The 17186-nt window shown below is 59.0% G+C and carries 11 protein-coding genes and 4 pseudogenes; 8 read left to right on the top strand and 7 right to left on the bottom strand.

The genetic code is table 11. The features are described 5' to 3' along the window. Positions 1-185 precede the first annotated feature (185 nt). The 3 genes from N5D48_RS00075 to N5D48_RS00065 all read left to right on the top strand — a co-directional run bounded on the left by N5D48_RS00075 (position 186) and on the right by N5D48_RS00065 (position 4819). Positions 186-1163: a nitronate monooxygenase family protein gene (locus N5D48_RS00075; protein ID WP_279879681.1), complete on the top strand. Its 978-nt coding sequence runs from the start codon at positions 186-188 to the stop codon at positions 1161-1163. Beyond that, positions 1160-2032: a crotonase/enoyl-CoA hydratase family protein gene (locus N5D48_RS00070; RefSeq protein ID WP_279879679.1), complete on the top strand. Its 873-nt coding sequence runs from the start codon at positions 1160-1162 to the stop codon at positions 2030-2032. The genes N5D48_RS00075 and N5D48_RS00070 overlap by 4 nt, the downstream gene beginning before the upstream one ends. 966 nt (positions 2033-2998) lie before the next feature. After that, positions 2999-4819 carry an FAD-dependent oxidoreductase gene (locus N5D48_RS00065; protein WP_279879677.1) on the top strand — a complete coding sequence of 607 codons (1821 nt, stop codon included), beginning with the start codon at positions 2999-3001 and terminating at the stop codon, positions 4817-4819. A gap of 138 nt (positions 4820-4957) precedes the next feature. Here the strand turns inward: N5D48_RS00065 and N5D48_RS00060 are convergent, their stop codons facing one another. Further along, complete coding sequence (locus N5D48_RS00060; protein WP_279879675.1) at positions 4958-5287, bottom strand: DUF2790 domain-containing protein; 330 nt, start codon at positions 5285-5287, stop codon at positions 4958-4960. Between the two features lie 799 nt (positions 5288-6086). Between N5D48_RS00060 and N5D48_RS00055 the strand changes: the two are divergent. Then, positions 6087-6263 (top strand): annotated as a pseudogene (locus N5D48_RS00055) (serine hydrolase); the annotation flags it as partial. Between the two features lie 167 nt (positions 6264-6430). On the opposite strand, the pseudogene N5D48_RS00050 reads toward N5D48_RS00055, so the two are convergent. From N5D48_RS00050 to N5D48_RS00025, 6 genes and pseudogenes are all read right to left on the bottom strand, one after another. Continuing rightward, a pseudogene (locus N5D48_RS00050) lies at positions 6431-6625 on the bottom strand (DUF3487 family protein); the annotation flags it as partial. 7 nt (positions 6626-6632) lie between these two features. After that, positions 6633-7009 (bottom strand): annotated as a pseudogene (locus N5D48_RS00045) (TIGR03745 family integrating conjugative element membrane protein). A gap of 15 nt (positions 7010-7024) precedes the next feature. Then, complete coding sequence (locus N5D48_RS00040) at positions 7025-7264, bottom strand: TIGR03758 family integrating conjugative element protein (RefSeq protein WP_279879673.1); 240 nt, start codon at positions 7262-7264, stop codon at positions 7025-7027. Continuing rightward, the gene (locus N5D48_RS00035; protein WP_279879671.1) at positions 7251-7586 is read right to left on the bottom strand and encodes an RAQPRD family integrative conjugative element protein; all 336 of its coding nucleotides are present in this window, start codon (positions 7584-7586) and stop codon (positions 7251-7253) included. The genes N5D48_RS00040 and N5D48_RS00035 overlap by 14 nt, the downstream gene beginning before the upstream one ends. A gap of 1099 nt (positions 7587-8685) precedes the next feature. Further along, on the bottom strand, positions 8686-9951 hold the full coding sequence (locus N5D48_RS00030; RefSeq protein ID WP_279879669.1) for an integrase arm-type DNA-binding domain-containing protein: 1266 nt from the start codon (positions 9949-9951) through the stop codon (positions 8686-8688). Between the two features lie 151 nt (positions 9952-10102). Further along, positions 10103-11017, bottom strand: coding sequence for a LysR family transcriptional regulator (locus tag N5D48_RS00025; RefSeq protein WP_279879667.1), 915 nt, complete (start codon positions 11015-11017; stop codon positions 10103-10105). 207 nt (positions 11018-11224) lie between these two features. Here N5D48_RS00025 and N5D48_RS00020 point away from each other — a divergent pair, with 207 nt between their 5' ends. From N5D48_RS00020 to N5D48_RS00005, 4 genes and pseudogenes are all read left to right on the top strand, one after another. Further along, on the top strand, positions 11225-12247 hold the full coding sequence (locus N5D48_RS00020; protein ID WP_279879665.1) for a zinc-dependent alcohol dehydrogenase family protein: 1023 nt from the start codon (positions 11225-11227) through the stop codon (positions 12245-12247). Positions 12248-12465: 218 nt separating this feature from the next. Further along, positions 12466-13866: a hypothetical protein gene (locus N5D48_RS00015; protein ID WP_279879663.1), complete on the top strand. Its 1401-nt coding sequence runs from the start codon at positions 12466-12468 to the stop codon at positions 13864-13866. A 75-nt stretch (positions 13867-13941) separates the two neighbouring features. Beyond that, positions 13942-15987, top strand: coding sequence for a hypothetical protein (locus tag N5D48_RS00010; RefSeq protein WP_279879661.1), 2046 nt, complete (start codon positions 13942-13944; stop codon positions 15985-15987). 268 nt (positions 15988-16255) lie between these two features. Further along, positions 16256-17186: pseudogene (locus N5D48_RS00005) on the top strand (VRR-NUC domain-containing protein); the annotation flags it as partial.

Raw genomic sequence — 17186 nt, 5'->3', positions numbered from 1 at the left:
AGGCGCATGCGGCGTTACGTCCTCGCCTTCGCAAACGCCCAAAGGGCATTGCCAAGCAACAATTCCTCGATTTACTATAACGATAGTTATTTTAATTTAGGCACTTGGCTTTGCCCAAGCGCGGATCTGGGATGCGGGCAACCGTATCCCTGTCTTCTTACCCATGACACCTATGAGGAAACCCGATGCATACAAGAATTACAGAGCTGACAGGTACACGTTATCCCATCGTTCAGGGTGGAATGCAGTGGGTGGGGCGCGCGGAACTGGCGAGCGCGGTATCCAATGCAGGGGGGCTGGGTATCCTCACTGCCCTGACACAACCGACTCCCGAAGCGTTAGCTCAGGAGATTGCCCGTTGCCAGACCCTTACGGCCTTGCCGTTCGGTGTCAACCTGACCATCCTACCCACCACGTCAGCTCCCCCTTACGACGATTACGCGACCGCCATCATCGAAAGTGGTGTCAAGGTTGTTGAGACAGCGGGGCGCAGCCCTGCAGAGTTGGTGGAGCGCTTCAAGGCCGCTGGCATCAAGATCATCCACAAATGCACGTCTGTCCGTCATGCTCTGTCGGCAGAGCGTGCGGGTGTCGACGCGGTTAGTATCGATGGTTTCGAGGCCGCCGGGCATCCTGGCGAGGATGATGTACCGGGGTTGATCCTGATTCCAGCCGCGGCAGCAGCATTGCGCATTCCGATCCTTGCTTCGGGCGGTATCGCCAATGGCGCAGGCATGGCCGCCGCCCTGATGCTCGGCGCCGAGGGTATCAACATGGGCACACGCTTCATGCTTACCCAGGAAGCGCCGATTCACCCGGCCATCAAGACTGCGATCGCCGCGGGAAGCGAGCGGGACACTCGGCTGATCTTCCGAGCCTTTCGTAATACCGGCCGAGTTTTCAGTAATGCGGTTTCTCAAGAGGTGGTCGAGATCGAGCGCAATCCAAGGGCGCAGTTCGAGGATATCCGGCCATTGGTGGCCGGCGCACGGGGCAGGGCGGCCCTGGAGAGCGGCGAGGTGGATGGCGGTATTCTCTGGGCAGGCCAGGCCATCGGACTTATCGATGACATACCGACCTGCGCGGCGCTGATCGAGCGGATCATGGCCGAGTGCCGTCAGGCCGTCACGCGCGGAGCGAACTTGGTCGGAACGCAATCATGACCTACAGCACCATTCGCTACGAAGTCGATACCGACGGTATCTTGCTGCTGACCCTCGCCCGGCCGGACAAGCTCAACGCGTTCACCGTGGAGATGTGCGATGAACTAGTCGATGCGTATGGGCGGGCGAGCCTAGACGATGCAGTCAAGGCGATTGTCGTGACAGGGGAGGGGCGTGCTTTCTGCGCGGGCATGGACCTGTCGGTGCCAGGTAATGTCTTTGGCCTTGATGAGCAGCTTGCGCCGACCCTCCAAGACATGCGCGAACGAAGCCATTTGCCGGAGATTCATCAAGGCGTCAGGGACACCGGCGGCCGCGTCGTCCTGGCGATGCTCGACTGCCTCAAACCGATTATCGGTGCGATCAATGGGGCGGCCGTGGGGGTCGGCTCTACCATGTTGCTACCCATGGACTTTCGTCTGGCGTCTGGCGAGGCCCGCTTCGGCTTCGTGTTCGGCAAGATCGGGGTCACACCGGAAGGTTGTTCGACCTGGTTTCTACCGCGCATCGTCGGCCTCGAAACGGCCTTGGAATGGATGTACAAGGCTGAAATATTCGATGCCCAAGAGGCATTGGATAAAGGGCTGGTACGGGCGTTACTGCCGGCTCAGAGCCTGGTAGCCGAGGCACGGGCATTCGCGCTTTCCCTAGTGCGCGATCGGTCACCGGTGTCGGTTGCATTGATTCGGCAGATGCTGTTCAGAAACGCTAACCAGACGCATCCGCTTGCCGCCCATGAGATTGAGTCGTTGGCAATGTTCTATACCAGCCAGGCCGATGGAAAAGAAGGCGTCTGCGCATTTCTTGAAAAGCGCAAGCCGCAATTTTGCGGTAAGGCTTCCAACCTGCCGTCGTTCTATCCGTGGTGACGCAATACCGTTTCATGTGGCACGCCTGGCCATTATGGCCAGGTAAACCGCAACGCCTTGGTATTGCGTCAGAGTGTGCTGCCCACTCGGCATCCGTTCTGGGTATCGGTAGAGAGTGTTGTAGATGCTCTAGCAGCAGACTCAAGCCCTGGTAGGCAGATTGACCTTTCCAAGGCTCCATCAGCCTATTCACCTGCGCTTCCTTTCCGTTTTTTTCGCAAAGCATCTTGGTACTGGCTCGCAAGATTTTCACGCTAAGCGGACATTGGTTACGACATGCAAACAGAACTTGAGCGAGCATCAATCGGCACTCTGCAGGTCTTGCAAACGAACCCGAGTTCCAACAGATGTTTATGCCCCCTGTGGTAGAGAGTCAACGGAGGTTCACGGCCTTTCCAAGGGCCGGTCCATTTGTCTCCCCACTGCTTGAGGGCAACCAAAACTGGCCAGAGGCCTCGGCCTTTGTCCGTTGCTCGGTATTCGTAGCGGACGGGAGAGTCTTGATAGGCCGCGCGCTCAATAATTCCACTTGCCATTGAATCGTTAAGCCGCACGTTCAACGAACGTGGCGACATCCCAGTCTGGGCCTGCAGGCCATCGAAGCGCCTATTTGAAAGGAATAGCTCTCTCAGGATGACAAAGGACCGGCATCCGTGAGTTCTGCGCTGGATCTGGCAATCGAGCAGTACCTGTCAGTCAGCATACTTCGTTTCATGAATACCCCCCTATAAAGGTTCTTCTCGATTTTGACTACATAAAATATAGTCAAAGTTATAGATCGAGAGATGTTGTCGTTAGAAGCGAAGTCTAGGGCGGCAGGTGCTGTAACGGAAGGCCGTATCAACTCGGGCGGCCCTCATAGGAAACCAGTTCCTCTCGGCGCGGAAAGTGGGACCAGCCTAGTTGGCCCTCCATGGCCAAGCTGAACGCAAACTGCATATGCAGCAAAGATACGGAGCCATAAAAATGAACAGTCCCACGAGCACGTCATCGTCACGGATCTTGGTGGAGGCGGAAGACTTCGAAGACTATGGGGGCTGGGTTCTCGATTCCCAGTTCGAGACGGTCATGGGCTCGCCTTATCTGCTGGCACACGGCCTCGGTCGACCGGTGAGCGATGCGACAACATCAATCAGCATCCCGCGAGATGGCGAATATCAAGTTTGGGTGCGAGCAAAAGATTGGGTGCCCTCTCACCATCCAGGGCGGTTCACAGTGTCGATAGATGGTGTAGTCCTCGATACTGAGTTCGGTGCGAATGGACTGGATTGGTCCTGGCAGCCCGCAGGCAAGGTGCTTCTAAAAAAAGGGACTGCCAAGCTGGCTCTTCACGATGTCACCGGCTTCGATGGCCGCTGTGATGCGATCTATTTCTCCACTGATGAAGTGGCACCGCCTAACGATGTCAGCGCCAACAGCCAAGCGTGGCGTAAAGAATTGCGCGGTTTACCGTATGAGCCTGTAGATGCTGGTCATTACGATGTGGTCGTTGTTGGAGGTGGCATTTCCGGATGCGCCGCCGCCCTGACAGCTGCCAGATTAGGCCAGCATGTTGCGTTGATCCACGATCGACCTGTTCTTGGTGGCAACGCCAGCAAGGAAATCGGCCTGATGCCTCGAGGCTCACAAGGGGTGCTGCTCAAGGAATTATCCCAGCGCTCAGCAGATGGTGATCTCGCCGCACTTTCGCTGCTGGAGGCCGAGCCGACCGTCGCCGTTTTCCTTGGACATAGGGTCGTCAAAGTTGAGAAGCAAGGAGAGAGAATAACCGCTGTCCAGGCCGTTCAGGATCGCGGTGGCCATGAAAGGCGCTTTGCCGGATCGATCTTTATCGATACCAGTGGTACCGCAATTCTTGGCGTCCTCGGTGGCGCGCAGACGCTTTTCGGCAGAGAGGCACGCTCAGAGTACAACGAGCCGTATGCGCCTGAAGTCGGCGACAGCATGCATCATGGTAATACGCTGTTCTTTCGCACCAGAATGGCAGACTCTCCTGTTCCGTTCCCTGTTGTGCCCTGGGCAACTGAGGTTTCAAAGGATTACGCGAATCTCAGCGGCCAACTCATGGAAGCCGGTCTTGAGAACGGCCCAGGCCCGCAGGCAGGCTCAAACCCGAGCACGCCAGAGTTCCGCTTCGGCAGCAAGGCTGACATATTTCCAGCGACACATTTTTGGGAGTACGGACAGTGGCTTGATCCTTACAAAAATGGGGAGTTGATCCGCGACTATTTGATGCGGGCGCTGTACGGTACGTTCTCGAACGTCAAGAACCTCGAACCCGAGATCTACGCGAATCTGGAGTTCGAATGGATGGCGTACGTTGCGGCACAGGGCGAATTTCGTCGTTACTGCGGTGACTACGTATTGTCAGAAAATGACATTCGCGATCATTCAAGTTTTCCGGATGCTTTGGTTCCCAATGATGGGGCCTTCTGCATTCACTGCGCCTGGGAACCAGGAGAGGGCAAGTACGACTTTCGCCTGAAGGACTGGATTTGGGATATGCGGGATAAGCAGGCTTATAGCATTCCCTTCCGTTGCCTCTACTCCGCCAATATTGAAAATCTGCTGGTAGCAGGCAAACACATTAGCGTCACTCACGTCGCTGGCTCATCGACGAAAACCATGGGCAACGGCTCACAGCACGGGATAGCGGTCGGAGCAGCGGCGTCTCTGTGCAATAAGCATAACTCATCACCTCGCGGACTGTATGAGAACCATTTGGACGAGCTAAAAGCGCTGGTCCAAAAACTTACTGCTTGCGATCACGAGCATCCTCCCAAATGACAGTGGAGTTCCACGACTGGATACGCAGGTGACCAGTACTGACTTGATCGTTGAATTCCCCAAAGCGGTGCTGTCATAGTTTGGGTGGCGAGATGACAGTGGCACTGCTTAAATGGTGTAGTCGCTTTTAAATGGTAGTCATTTGTTGTTGTGGCATGTGCCTTTTGAAGTGTATCTTATGATGTGTAGTTTTCCGTTTTGGTCTTCGTAGCTAATGAGTTTTTTTAAATTTCCGCAGTGCATAATGTTTTGTGAGGAGTATATGGTTTTCTCTATATCAAGGTCCATGTTATAGTTATAGTTCTCTATACTTGGCATTGGCTTGTTGGTTTTTTGGGCGTAACGTGCGGTCGCTTCTATACCCGCTTGCTCTAGTTGCGCGTTGATGAGGGTGGAGTTGTTTTGTGCTTTGGATGGTAAGGTCAAAAAAGCCAGCGTGAAAAATATGACGATTCTCAGGGAGGGCATAAATTACTCCTGCGTGGAATTTCCGCTCAGCGTTGAAGGGGCTGCGGATAATGAAAATAAATGGAAATGGATTTTGAATTATGCAGTAAGCTGAAACTGCCTCGATGGTTGAGTCGCAGGCAAGAAAAATTACATGCCTGCACAATTATAGTAAGTTATTCTGCAAATGGAAGTTTTCGTCCGATGTCAATGGCTATTGTGGCGTCCAACTGTGTTTCAATTTTCAAAAACCGCATGGCGCGTGCGTTATTTATATAACGAATGTTATTATAAGTCTATGACGTTCGCATGCGTCATTTTGACGCGCCGTAAGGAGAGGCCGGCAACGGTAGCGAGGTGCCACTCAGGGGGACAGCGGGTTTCTCGAGAGCCTCTAACGAGGGCGATTCGAATTGTCCGATGAAATGAGCGCCATGAGCAGCCACTCGGTTAAGTGAAGCTCGTGCTCGGCGCCTTCAATGAGGCCTAGTTGCTAGGGCGCCTGGTTGAGCAGCGTTTTATAGGTGAAGAGTTGGGGCGTATTGTCCTCGGCTTCTTATGCCCGAAGGTACACCGAGCAAAGGGCCAGATCTGCATTGACCTGAGATCACGCTCCAGGTACATGCCTTTTCCGCGCTCACAGAGGTCACATGCATAAGCATTGTCGCCGGGGGGAGGGGCGCATTCATTTTTGATAGGACAGACGAACCCCTCGTGCCCTGGTGGAGCTTCACGAAAACGGTGTTAGCCGCGGCCGCCCTGACATTGGTGCGCGACGGTAGGCTCGCCTGAATGCTTCGCTTCCCGAAGGTGCTTCACTCTGCGCCAACTACTGCGTCACGAGGCGGGTCTTGCGGATTATGGCGAACTTCCCGAGTACCATGCCGCCGTAGCCAACAATGAGTCCGCATGGCCCGAAGGCGAAATGATGCAGCGTCTGGATGGGCACCGACTCCGATACAACCCCGGAACGGGTTGGCGTTACTCGAATGTTGGTTTCATCCTGGTAGCCCAAATTATCGAGCGTGCCGCTGATCTGCCGCTCGCAGACGCTATCAGTTCGCTTGATATCTCGACGGCTCGCTTGGCAACGGAGCGTGCTGAGGTGAATGGGAAACTCCTCGACAGTTCGTTGAGTTACGACCCCGGCTGGGTCTACCTGCAGCTGGGGAGAGTAGCGACGGAGGCAGTGGCCACCGCCAGAGGCCCGCCCAGATTCAGGCCCAGTACGGCACCTACGATCAGTGCGGCCCACATCTCATCGTTGGTGAGACCACGCAGGACCGCCGGATCACGGTTGAGGCGTTCCGGCAGGAAAGTCAGCGTGCCGTCGGGCAGGGAGTTAGGAGTGTCAGACATGGCAACCTCACAGGATCGTCGCGGCTTTGGTGAGGAACCACAGGATCACCACCACCAGCAGCGCGCCTACGTCGACCACGGCGCCAAGGTCCTTCCAGGTCTTGCGTTGGTCTGCACATCGGCGTAGACGGTGAGCGAGTGCCAGGCCACGCCGAGGAAGGCGAGGGTGGCGATTAACAGCCCAAGTGGGATGCCGCCGTCATAGGCGTAGTTCTTGATGGTGTCGATCAGCCCCGCTCCTGCGCCGCGGGAGGGCGCTTCCATGGTCGGCAAGTCAGCCCTGGCCAGCGTCGAGCTCAGCAGCACTAGACTGCCGAACAGGGTTTTTGCATAGGTAGCCTTCAGCAGGAGCAGTGGGAGGATGTAGCGACGGGTGCGTTTCATTGCAGGGTCTCCAGATTACGGCAGCAAGAAAAACATCAGCACGATCAAGGCGAGGGCCTGGCGCAGTGTGTTGCCGCCAAGCGCACCAAAACTGAGGGTGCCGGCCGCCCAGCCGCGATAGCCGGTCCATAGCGCCCAGGCACACCAGAGCAACGCGAGCACCAGCACCGATGAACGCCAAAACACTGAACTGAGCTGCGGAGTAATCCCGGCCACGGCCGAGAATGCGCTTAGTTGCGCTTCAGTCATGCTCATCGGAGGAGCCCGCGTGAGGTGTTTCAGCACGGTATTGATCGGTCAATTCGACCAGATCGGCTGGCTGTGCGCGGGATGGCGACAAGTAGTTATAGATGCCTTCACGTACACGTTGAAGGTCTGCCGAAAACCGCAAGTAGTCGAAGCGATACCGCGCTCCATCGATATCTTCGGAGCCGCTTTTAGCACGAACGGCCAACTGTTCGATGGCGGTGAACTGTCGTTGCACCAGACCTAGATCTGAGCGCTCGCGACTTTCTTGAGCAACAGCTGGAAGGGTTACTAGGCAAATCACAAGTAATGGGAAGGCACACGTCCTCATGGCGGGCTCCAGCGCAATCTCTGGCCACCATCACTGTTTGGGCGAGTTGAAGCATGAGGTAAAAGGATTCTCGGCCTTTCACTTTCTGGCGAGGTTGGGCAGAAGTGAGGTGGATCTGGAGTGAGGCATTTGAGGGGGGCACGAACCTGCTGGCGCAGCAGGCTTATGACGAGCGCTGCACCGGGCTTCTGAATGACTAGCCAGCCATCAGTCGATGAATGAAAGCTCCGCCTGAAGTACGCCCGGAGCACGCAGGGTCATTTTCTTTCGGGGATTGCGTGAGTTCACTGGCAATGGAGCTCAGCTAAATCCTGTGGCCTGTAGTCCTGGAATTCGACCCTCCGACTCAAGTGCTCGAATCTCGTTCCTGGTCCTGACGAGCTACTCATTTGCCGTCTGCCCCGTATCCTCGCTCAGCGTCAACGCCACCAGCGTCAAAGGGCTAATCTCCAATCGCTCACTACCGGCTTCGAGGTTGGACAAGTAGGTGCGGCTAGTCGTGTGGGAAAATCCGCGCTGGGTGATGTTGCGCTGGCTGCGTAGCACTCGAAGCACATTGGCAAACGATGACTCCAATGTCATGAAATTACCTGAGAAACGGGCAGGTAGGAGCATTTTTCGGCGACTCTAATTGGGGGGACCACCCGCTCAGGCCTCCTGATTTTACTCTACCACACACCCTCAAACAGGTCCTATGGATGCCAGGGACGCCATCCTACGGTTGTCTGCTTTCGATCCATAGCGGCCATTCGCAGCTGGCGCTCCTTTTTATTCTCTTGCCCTCGCCGTTCCTTGGTGGAATACCATTTGCCAATCGTCACGTTTGTTAGCGCTGAGCACGAACAGCGCATCCGAGATTTCCGGGCTCCTCTTGAGCATACGGATCAGTCTAGACATCGGGTATGGGGTTCTGCTTGTCAGTCCTCAACCAGATGGCTTGCCTACCGCACTAAATGAATCCAGAATCAAGGCTATTCCCAATTTTGGAATGGCAGAAACCCCTTTGTTTCAACGGCTCGCAGGTCCGATGTGAGTCTCGTTTCCCGCTTCGCATTCATCTTTTTCAACGGTAATTCAACCCCCGCATGCACACCTGAACTTACTCAGCCAGCGCAGCATTCTTGCGTAACCGATCTAAGTAATCCGTCCATTGCTGTGCGGCCTCCCGACGCTGCGGCAGCAATTGCGCGCGGGCATACACGGTACCCAATGCGCCTGGCATGCGGTGCGATAACGACAACTCCAGTACAATCGGATCGATACCTAAATGCTCGTGAGCGATAGTGCGGTAGGTGGCGCGGAAACCGTGCGCAGTGATGCGGTATTCCGGCCAGATCCGCTGGTAGGCCTTGGCCAGGGATGTGGCGTCAACTGGATAGCCTGGGTAGACCGGCGATACAAAGACCCAGCCATTGCCCGCTTCATCTACTACCCGCCGCTCATATAGTTCACGCAACAGCACAAGGGCTTGCTCCGGCAGTGGCACGATGTGTTTGCTCTTATCCAGATGGCGTGTTTTCCCTACCACATAGCGCCAGTCGGCGCTGACCAGATCGATGTCTTCCCAACGCATTTTCACCAGCTCGCCGGGGCGAACCGGCAGCATCACCAGCAAGCGCATCGCAGTGCTCACGCTGCCCGGGCTGAGCTCATCCAGACGAAGCAGAAGCTGACCCAAATCGGCTGGTCTTTCGATCGCTGGATTACTGGTCACCACATGGCGAACCTTGAGCTCTTCGGTGTTGCTCAAGGCCACATTACGCTCCACCCAGCCGCGGCCCTCAGCGAAACCGAGCACGGCGCGGATGATGGTACGCACGCGCTTGGCCATGGCCAGTGTGCGTGCTCGGCGCAGGGTAGCGATGATCTCGATGATGTGGTCCAGTTTGATCTCGCTGACGGGAATGTTGCCGATCGTGGGCAGGATGTGGTTGTTCAAAGCGCCGCGAAAGCCCGCGAGGGATTTGCTCACGAGGTCGTGCGACTTGAAGGCCAGCCACTGTTCGGCGACGTAACTGAATGTGCGTTCCTCATTAAGTAGCTGGTCGGCGATTTTCTTGCGTTTGGCCTTCAGCGGGGCGACGTGATGAGCTACGTTCTGGCGCGCGGCGCGGGCCAAGTCGCGGGCGTCTTTCAAGCCAATGTCGGGATAACGGCCGATCGCGTACACGTTTTCCTTGCCGTTCAGGCGATACCTCATCCGCCAGTATTTTGCGGCAGGCTTGTTCGACTTCTGCGAGGCCTGAACATGCAGGTAAAGACCGGGTACCTCGCCGTCGGCGTACTTGCCGGGTTCAGCAATGGCACGCAAGAAGGCGTCGCTGAGTTTACGCCGTAAGGCAGGCGTGGGGAGGGAAGTCGTCATGTGCGGGTACTTTTTTTCGAAACGGAAAAAGTACCCCAAAATATACCCGCAGGCGGATTGGAAATGAGCGGAATACGACGGACGGCCTTGGACGTAGGGTCTATCTAAAACACTGATTCTATTGGTATTTATGGATCTTGATGGCAGTCAGTCACAAGCTATCGGGATCCCCGAAGAACATCTGTATCCGCGACCGCAACCATTTCTCCGCCGGGTCGTTGTCCTGCGCCCCGCGCCAGGCCATGTGCAGTTCGAAACTGCGCACCTCGATCGGCAGGTCCTCGGCCCGCAAGCCACCCGCCGCGGTGAGGGCATCGGCGGTGTAGTCCGGCACCGTGGCAACGATATCGGTCCCCGCCAGCAAGCTCCCCAGGCCGTTGAACTGCGGCACGGCAAGCACCACGTGGCGCTTGCGGCCGATCTCGTCCAGGGCTTCGTCGATGAACCCGGACAGATCGCCGGCGAACGACACCAGGGCGTGAGGCCGCGCGCAGAAGTCGTCGAGGCTGATGCTGCCGGGCATGCTGTCGGCACGCAGCAGCTTGGGCATGCTGCGGCGCAGTATCTTGCGCTTGGCGTTGGCCGGCAGGTCGCTGGTATAGCTCACGCCCACCGAAATCTCGCCCGAGGCCAGCAGGGTGGGCATCAGCAGGTAGTTGGCCCGACGCACCACCAGTACGACACCCGGCGCCTCGGCACGAATGCGCTTGAGCAACTGCGGCAGCAGGGCGAACTCGGCGTCGTCGGACAGGCCGATACGAAACACCGCGTTGCTGGTGGCCGGGTCGAACTCGGCGGCGCGGCTGACGGCGGTGGAGATCGAGTCCAGCGCCGGCGACAGCAGGGCGAAGATCTCGTGGGCTCGCGCCGAGGGCTCCATGCTGCGCCCGGTGCGCACGAACAGCGGGTCGTCGAACAGGCTGCGCAGGCGCGACAGCGCCGCGCTGATCGCTGGCTGGCCGAGGAACAGCTTCTCGGCGGCGCGGGTCACGCTGCGTTCGTGCATGAGCGTTTCGAACACGATCAACAGGTTGAGGTCTACGCGACGCAAGTCGTTACGATTCATTCGATGCGGCTCGCTTGAAGTGGGGCAGGGGTGAATCTTAAGGCCAAAGGCTGGTACCCTGCACCGATTTCCGGGTGCCAATGCACAGAATTGTCAGGGGCCCAATCAATGACAGACATGTCGACTATTAACAGCCACTGATGGCCCAACCGTGAAAGCCCGGATAAAGTCCGTGGTAATACGAGATTCACAAAGGCGAGGTATGCGATGTCCCGCATGATCCGTTTCCACAAGTTCGGCCCGGCTGATGTACTGCGCTGCGAAGAGCAGGCCGAACCGTCCCCGGCCTCCGGCGAGGTGCAGATCCGCGTCCAGGCGATCGGCATAAGCTGGTATGACGTGCTCTGGCGGCAGAACCTGGCGCCGTCCCAGGCGCGCCTGCCGGCGGGTATCGGCCACGAGATGGCCGGGGTGGTCACCGCAGTGGGCGAGGGTGTGGACGATATCGCGGTGGGCGATCGGGTCGCCAGCTTCCCGGCCACCAGCGCCAACGACCATCCGGTGTACGGCGACGTGATCGTCCTGCCACGCAGTGCCATTACCCGTTACCCGGATGTGCTGACCCCGATTGAAGCCAGCGTGCATTACACGCCACTCTTGATCGCCTATTTCGCCTTCGTCGACCTGGCGCGGGCCAAGGCCGGGCAGAGCGCCTTGATCACCGATGCCAGCCATTGCGCCGGGCCTGCCTTCGTGCAGCTGGGCAAGGCCCTGGGGCTGAAGGTTTTCGCGGCCACCAAGGAACCCGAGCAGCGCGAATACCTGCTGGGGCTGGGTGCCGACAAGGTGATCGTCACCGAAGAACAGGACCTGGTCCTGCAGGTCGGCAAGTACACCGATGGACGTGGCGTGGACATGGTCCTCGATGGCATGGGTGGGCCGCAGATGTCGTTGCTTGGCGATGTGCTGGCGCCCCGTGGCAGCCTGGTGCTGTATGGCCTGCAAGGTGGCAACCAGACGCCGTTCCCAGCCTGTGCGGCGTTCCAGAAGAACATCCAGTTCCATGTGCATTGCATCGGCAACTTCACCGGCAAGCCCGAGCTGGGCATCGCCCAGGACCAGGTGGCCCTGCAGCGCGCCCTGCGGGATATCAACCAGTTCACCGCCGATCAGCTGCTGACGCCGCAGATCATCAAGGTCTACCCGTTCGACCAGGTGGTCGAAGCGCATCGCTACATGGACGAATGCCCTTGTGGCGGACGAGTGGTGCTGGATGTGACTGCGACCTGACCGAGTGGGTCAGGCTTGATCAAAAACCCGGGTATTTCCCGGGTTTTTTCATTTTCGACCCCATGGCCGGTGCCGGATGGCGGACGGCTGCACCAATTGGCCTCACTCAATAAAATCTCTTACCTTGTTTTGGGAAGTTTCCTTCAAGCTCGGTTCTGTATTCATCTGCGAGAATCTCGCCTTCTACTTTGAAGCCGTCAGGAAGATGGAGCGACCGCATGAGCACTACCCACGATCAAGCCATGCACTATATCTACCAGCAAGTCTTGCAACGCCTGCTCGAACACATGACCCAGGCGCAGCGTGCCTCGGTGCAACTGCTGGTGCAGCGGCTGCTGGTGATCGCCGGTGGTCAGGAATACATCGGTGGGTTCCGGGTGCTGGTGCTGCATGGCGGGGATCAACGCAGCAGCCACTTGCTGGCCTGTCTTCGTGCGGCGCAGCTGAGCATCGCTATTCGTTACGCCGCCACGTTCCGCCTGCGCGTGCTGGTGGCCAGGCTGCCGACGCTCGACGATGCGACCCTAGCCATGCATGAGCGCTGCTTCGGTGCCTTGTTCCTGCACGACGACCCGCGGGTGGAGTTGCTGCGGGCCGATGGTGGGCAGGTCGGGCCGTTCGGCGCCCGGCAGGCCGCGACCCCCCGCCAGTTGTCCGATGCGGGCAACGCCTGGCTGCTGTATGGCCACCTGACCGGAGCACGGCCCGACGCCTTGCTGGGCGCCAGGGCCTACCTGGAACTGGCCGCAAGCCTGGCACAGGCGCTCGGTGCGCAAGCGGGCATGGATGCCCTGGTCAGCGCCGTGCCGCTCGTCGAGCGCCACCGCCTGCTTGCCTGGGGGCGCCGCTGTCTGCGCCATACGCTGGAGGTCGCGCACACCATGGCGCCCCACTGCGCCAATACCCTGGCCGAATCGCTGGAGCAACTGGGCCAGGTGCTGGCGGACCCGCTGGGCCCTCCGGTGCCGCGTTCCCCCGACCCGACAACGGCCGCGTTGCGGATCGTGACGATGGAAGACCTGCTGCATCTGGAGGAAGGTGATCCTCTCGGCCGCATGCTGGGGCGCCAGGACGTGGACCCGTGCCATGGGCTGGGCCCGGCCGGGCTGTTCGATCCGTTGCCGCTGGCGCACCTGCATGGCATGCGCGCACAGTTTCTGGAGCCGAGCAGCTACCGCGAGGGCGCGCAGGCATTTCTCACCCGGCTGGGGCAGCAGATCGCCTGGCCTCAAGGGCAGGCCTTGCGCGACGAGGCCCAGGCCCGCTTTGCCAGCGCCTATGGCGTGACTGAAAAACAGCTGACGTGCCTGCTGTTCACGCCTTTCGAAGCCGCTGGCAGCAATCTCGAGCACTTCGTGTTGCGTTGCCATCCCGGCATGCGCGTTGCGTTGCCGTATCTGCATCGGGCGTTGCGCGGGCAACCCTGTCCGGAGCCGGTCAGCCACTGGCTGGTGGACACCAGTGGCCTGGAGTTGGCGCAGCTGCGGGCGATCTATGCCGACACGCTCAGTGCGCAGACACGGCGCCTGTTTCGTCTTCTGGCTCGGCGCGACCTGTGGTTGCGACCATTGCGCGGCTGTGTCTCTGTCGCTGACCGAGACGTACTTGCGCACGTTTGACGCGGCAAGTTGCGCAGACGTGATCAGGCGCGAGTGCCGAGCGTTTATCAATCATGAGCGAGCAAAGGATTTGTCATGAGGAAACAGATACGGGTTCTGAACAACGACTTGACCAACAAGTATGGCTACAGTTTCGAGGTGACAGCGCTGGAGCAGTCGCTAGCGCAGCAATGGCGATCGGGGGCACCGAGCTTCATCAGTCATGATTATCATCGGCCGATAGCCTGGACGACGCCTTTCGCACTCTGGCTGACTCCGGTCGAAACAGCGTTGCTGGGCAAGACCTGGCGCGCGGAATCAAACGAAGACGGGCAAGTGATCGCCACGATGGCCAGGCGGTTTATCGACGAGAAGGTTTTCGCCGAAAAGCACGAGGCGCTGCAGGCGTTTCCTGAGGCGGTGCGTCGCCTGGTGTCCGACGCGGGCCGGGTGGTCAACCGTGAATGCCTTTCGGTGGTCGATTCGGGGATCGCGAAAAAGCTGTTGCCACACCTCTTCGTCTCCAGCGACCTGGACAAGCGTTCCCTGGTCGAACTCAAGCATCTCAAGGTCATTGCCCCGGGTGTCTACGAGGTGGATGGCTACGTCTTGTTCGCCCATCGGTTTTTCAGGCGATCGCTGTCGAGCATCAACAACCTGAATCAAAAACTGCTGGGCTCACTGGAGCGATTGGCCAGCAGGGCCGGGCTTGAGGTCAAGATCGCGCTGGACCCGGACAGCATCGGGTTGGCGGGTTCCTATCGCCAACCGATCGAGCTGGATTTCTGGTGGGGGCCGCAGTTCAACGAGTCACTGAACGATATTCCCGAAGGGGTCACCCGATACCAGTCCAGTGAACGGGACCGGGCCTACAGCGGGGTGGAGTTCACCGAATTCTGGTGGCATGCGCAGAACGGCATTCAGTCGCTGGAATGCGAAGAGGTCAACGACTTCCCTTCTCTTGGCGTCGGGGAGGAGAAATTCGGCCTGCGCTACGCCCATTCCATGGTTGGCGCGGATGGTGTGCCGTACCACCTCGATGGCGCTATCCGGCTCTACGACGAAGACGCCTACCTCGAGCGACTGGGGGCCGATATCTCCAAGGCTGGAAAGAACAGCGCGTACTACAAACTGTGGCGGATCGATGGTCCGTTGAGCATCGCCGAGTGGAAAAGCCTGATCAGCGACTTCTACAAGGACAATCACCTGATTGGTGAGTACTTCGGCGAACGTCGCGCGTCGCACCCGACGGAGCAGACACCGGATGAAGATTGCTGGCAGCGCTTGGTGCACCCACTGTTGCCTGCGCCCCAAGGCGTGCAGGGCTGTGTCTCCTATCATGAGCCGGTTGGCGAGGCGTCAGGGTCCGCCGTTCACATATGTCCCTCCGACTACCTCGGCGCGGGTGGCGAGCTATCGGTCAGGCACATCGAACGAATGGCGGTCGACTACCTGAAGCGTATTCGGCGATCCGCCGCTGAGCCGGTGTCGATCGCCGATGGGTTGGCGGTGCTGGGATTCGAAGATCATAACGTCAACCTGCCGCTGGTCGTGTGCCGGGGGGAGCATGCGGCGGCCCATGCAGCATGCGTCATGACCTGCCTTGCGCAGGCATGCGAGGAACTGGCGCGGTGGCGGATCCAGCTCGTGTCCGCCAGCGTTGGCGTGGAATATGACGACCTGATGATGACGTTTTCCATCATCGGTCATCCTGAAAGCATCGCCGGCTATCTGGCGCGGGAGGTTTTCGCGTTTCCGGCATCGAGCGCGCACTTTGCTGGCTGGATCACCCGGTTGCGCGAGACCATGGGCGACGCTTTCGGTTCGGCGCAAGGCGAGGCTCACTCGCTCGGCTTCATGACTGACCTGGGCGAGCTGAAGGTTGCGCGCAAGCACCTGCCTGCCGAGGAATGGCGCGGCAGCGGCGGCCAGTTCAGCCCGAGGTTCAAAGAGCAAGCGTTGGTGGAGCCGGTGAGCTCAGGGTTGCTCACGGTGGCTCCGGTGTTCGAACTGCACCCGGTCGCATGCGGCAATGGCTGTGGCAATCACTTGCTGTGCGCGTGCCCTCCAGAGCAGGGCATCACTGTCGACGTGACGCCCGTCTCAGCGTTCTGGGCCCGAAGCAGCACAGCAGAGCCTTAGGGCTGTACGAAAAGTCGCGGGCGGCGACCAGGCAAGGTGAACAGGGGGGAGCGTTGCGCGCCTGTTTCACTACAGCATGGTCGCCGTGCTGGTCGTGTTTGTACAACGCCTGGGAGGCTGCGCGACAGCGATCAGCCGATCGCCTGGGCACGCCCAACCTGCGCGATAGGCCATTGGTCGAGATCGGTCGCGTTCTGGACGTGAGCGCTTGTTTCCCTTCTTTTCTGTATGTATAACCAGTACTGTCTTTCGCCCCTGACCCGCTACCGTGATCGCCCATTCCGTCGATGACCCTCTTTATTACCTGCACAACTTCCGCCAGGTCCTGAACTGGGTAGAGCAGCGCTACGCCGATCTGCTCGACAAGCAGGAACATGATTTCATCCGCGCCTTCGCCGTGCTGCCGACGCCTGCCCAGGCGCTGCTGGTGCGCATGGTCATGCGCAAGGGCGAATGGTTTCGCTCCGACAAGCTTGTGTATGCCGAAATAGGCGATACCGACGCGGCCTTGCAGCCTCTGCTGGCGCTCGGCTGGGTGGATGCGAATACGCCCCTGGCGGTGGAGACGTTGTGCGGGTTGCTGCGCAAGGATGAGCTGGTTCACTGTTTCGCCCAGCGACTGACGCGCCCACGGGCAGGCAAGGCCGAGCTGCTGGCGCAATTGCAGGCATTGCAGCTGCCCGCCAGGCCTTTGGCCGAATGGTTTGCGGACTTCCCCGCGCAGCTGCTGCACTGGCGCTTGCAGCCATTGTGTGACCGGCTGCGCCTGCTGTTCTTTGGCAATCTCTACCAGGACTGGTCGGATTTCGTCCTGGCCGACCTGGGGCTGCTGCGCTACGAGCAGGTGCCGTTCAGTGACGATTCCCGGGCCTTGCGCCAGCGTGTCGACATCGACCTGGCCATGGCCCTGCACCGGTGTGCCGAACGCCTGGAGCAGGGCGACGCCCCTGCCGAGTTGCTGGCCACGCTGGAGGGTTTCGATAGCGCCAATCCATGGCTAGGGCGGCGGCGCGCGCGGTTGCTATTCAGCCTTGGCCAGCAATGCGAGCGCCAGGGCGACTGGGCGCAGGCCCTGCTCATCTATGCCGGTTGCGCGCATCCTGAGGCGCGTATTCGCCAAGTGCGGGTGCTCGAACGTAGCGAGCAGTGGCAGCTGGCCCATGCGTTGGCCAGCGACATGGCGGCAGCGCCGGCCAACG

It is taken from the genome of Pseudomonas sp. GD03858 (genome assembly GCF_029840925.1).
GTDB lineage: Bacteria > Pseudomonadota > Gammaproteobacteria > Pseudomonadales > Pseudomonadaceae > Aquipseudomonas.
Note: the sequence above shows the minus strand (reverse complement) of the source record. Positions and strands in the feature narration are given on the sequence as shown.

Coding starts and splice junctions, on each gene's coding strand:
- N5D48_RS00075 (WP_279879681.1), top strand. CDS start 186: ATGCATACAAGAATTACAGAGCTGACAGGTACACGTTATCCCATCGTT.
- N5D48_RS00070 (WP_279879679.1), top strand. CDS start 1,160: ATGACCTACAGCACCATTCGCTACGAAGTCGATACCGACGGTATCTTG.
- N5D48_RS00065 (WP_279879677.1), top strand. CDS start 2,999: ATGAACAGTCCCACGAGCACGTCATCGTCACGGATCTTGGTGGAGGCG.
- N5D48_RS00060 (WP_279879675.1), bottom strand. CDS start 5,287: ATGCCCTCCCTGAGAATCGTCATATTTTTCACGCTGGCTTTTTTGACC.
- N5D48_RS00040 (WP_279879673.1), bottom strand. CDS start 7,264: ATGAGCATGACTGAAGCGCAACTAAGCGCATTCTCGGCCGTGGCCGGG.
- N5D48_RS00035 (WP_279879671.1), bottom strand. CDS start 7,586: ATGAGGACGTGTGCCTTCCCATTACTTGTGATTTGCCTAGTAACCCTT.
- N5D48_RS00030 (WP_279879669.1), bottom strand. CDS start 9,951: ATGACGACTTCCCTCCCCACGCCTGCCTTACGGCGTAAACTCAGCGAC.
- N5D48_RS00025 (WP_279879667.1), bottom strand. CDS start 11,017: ATGAATCGTAACGACTTGCGTCGCGTAGACCTCAACCTGTTGATCGTG.
- N5D48_RS00020 (WP_279879665.1), top strand. CDS start 11,225: ATGTCCCGCATGATCCGTTTCCACAAGTTCGGCCCGGCTGATGTACTG.
- N5D48_RS00015 (WP_279879663.1), top strand. CDS start 12,466: ATGAGCACTACCCACGATCAAGCCATGCACTATATCTACCAGCAAGTC.
- N5D48_RS00010 (WP_279879661.1), top strand. CDS start 13,942: ATGAGGAAACAGATACGGGTTCTGAACAACGACTTGACCAACAAGTAT.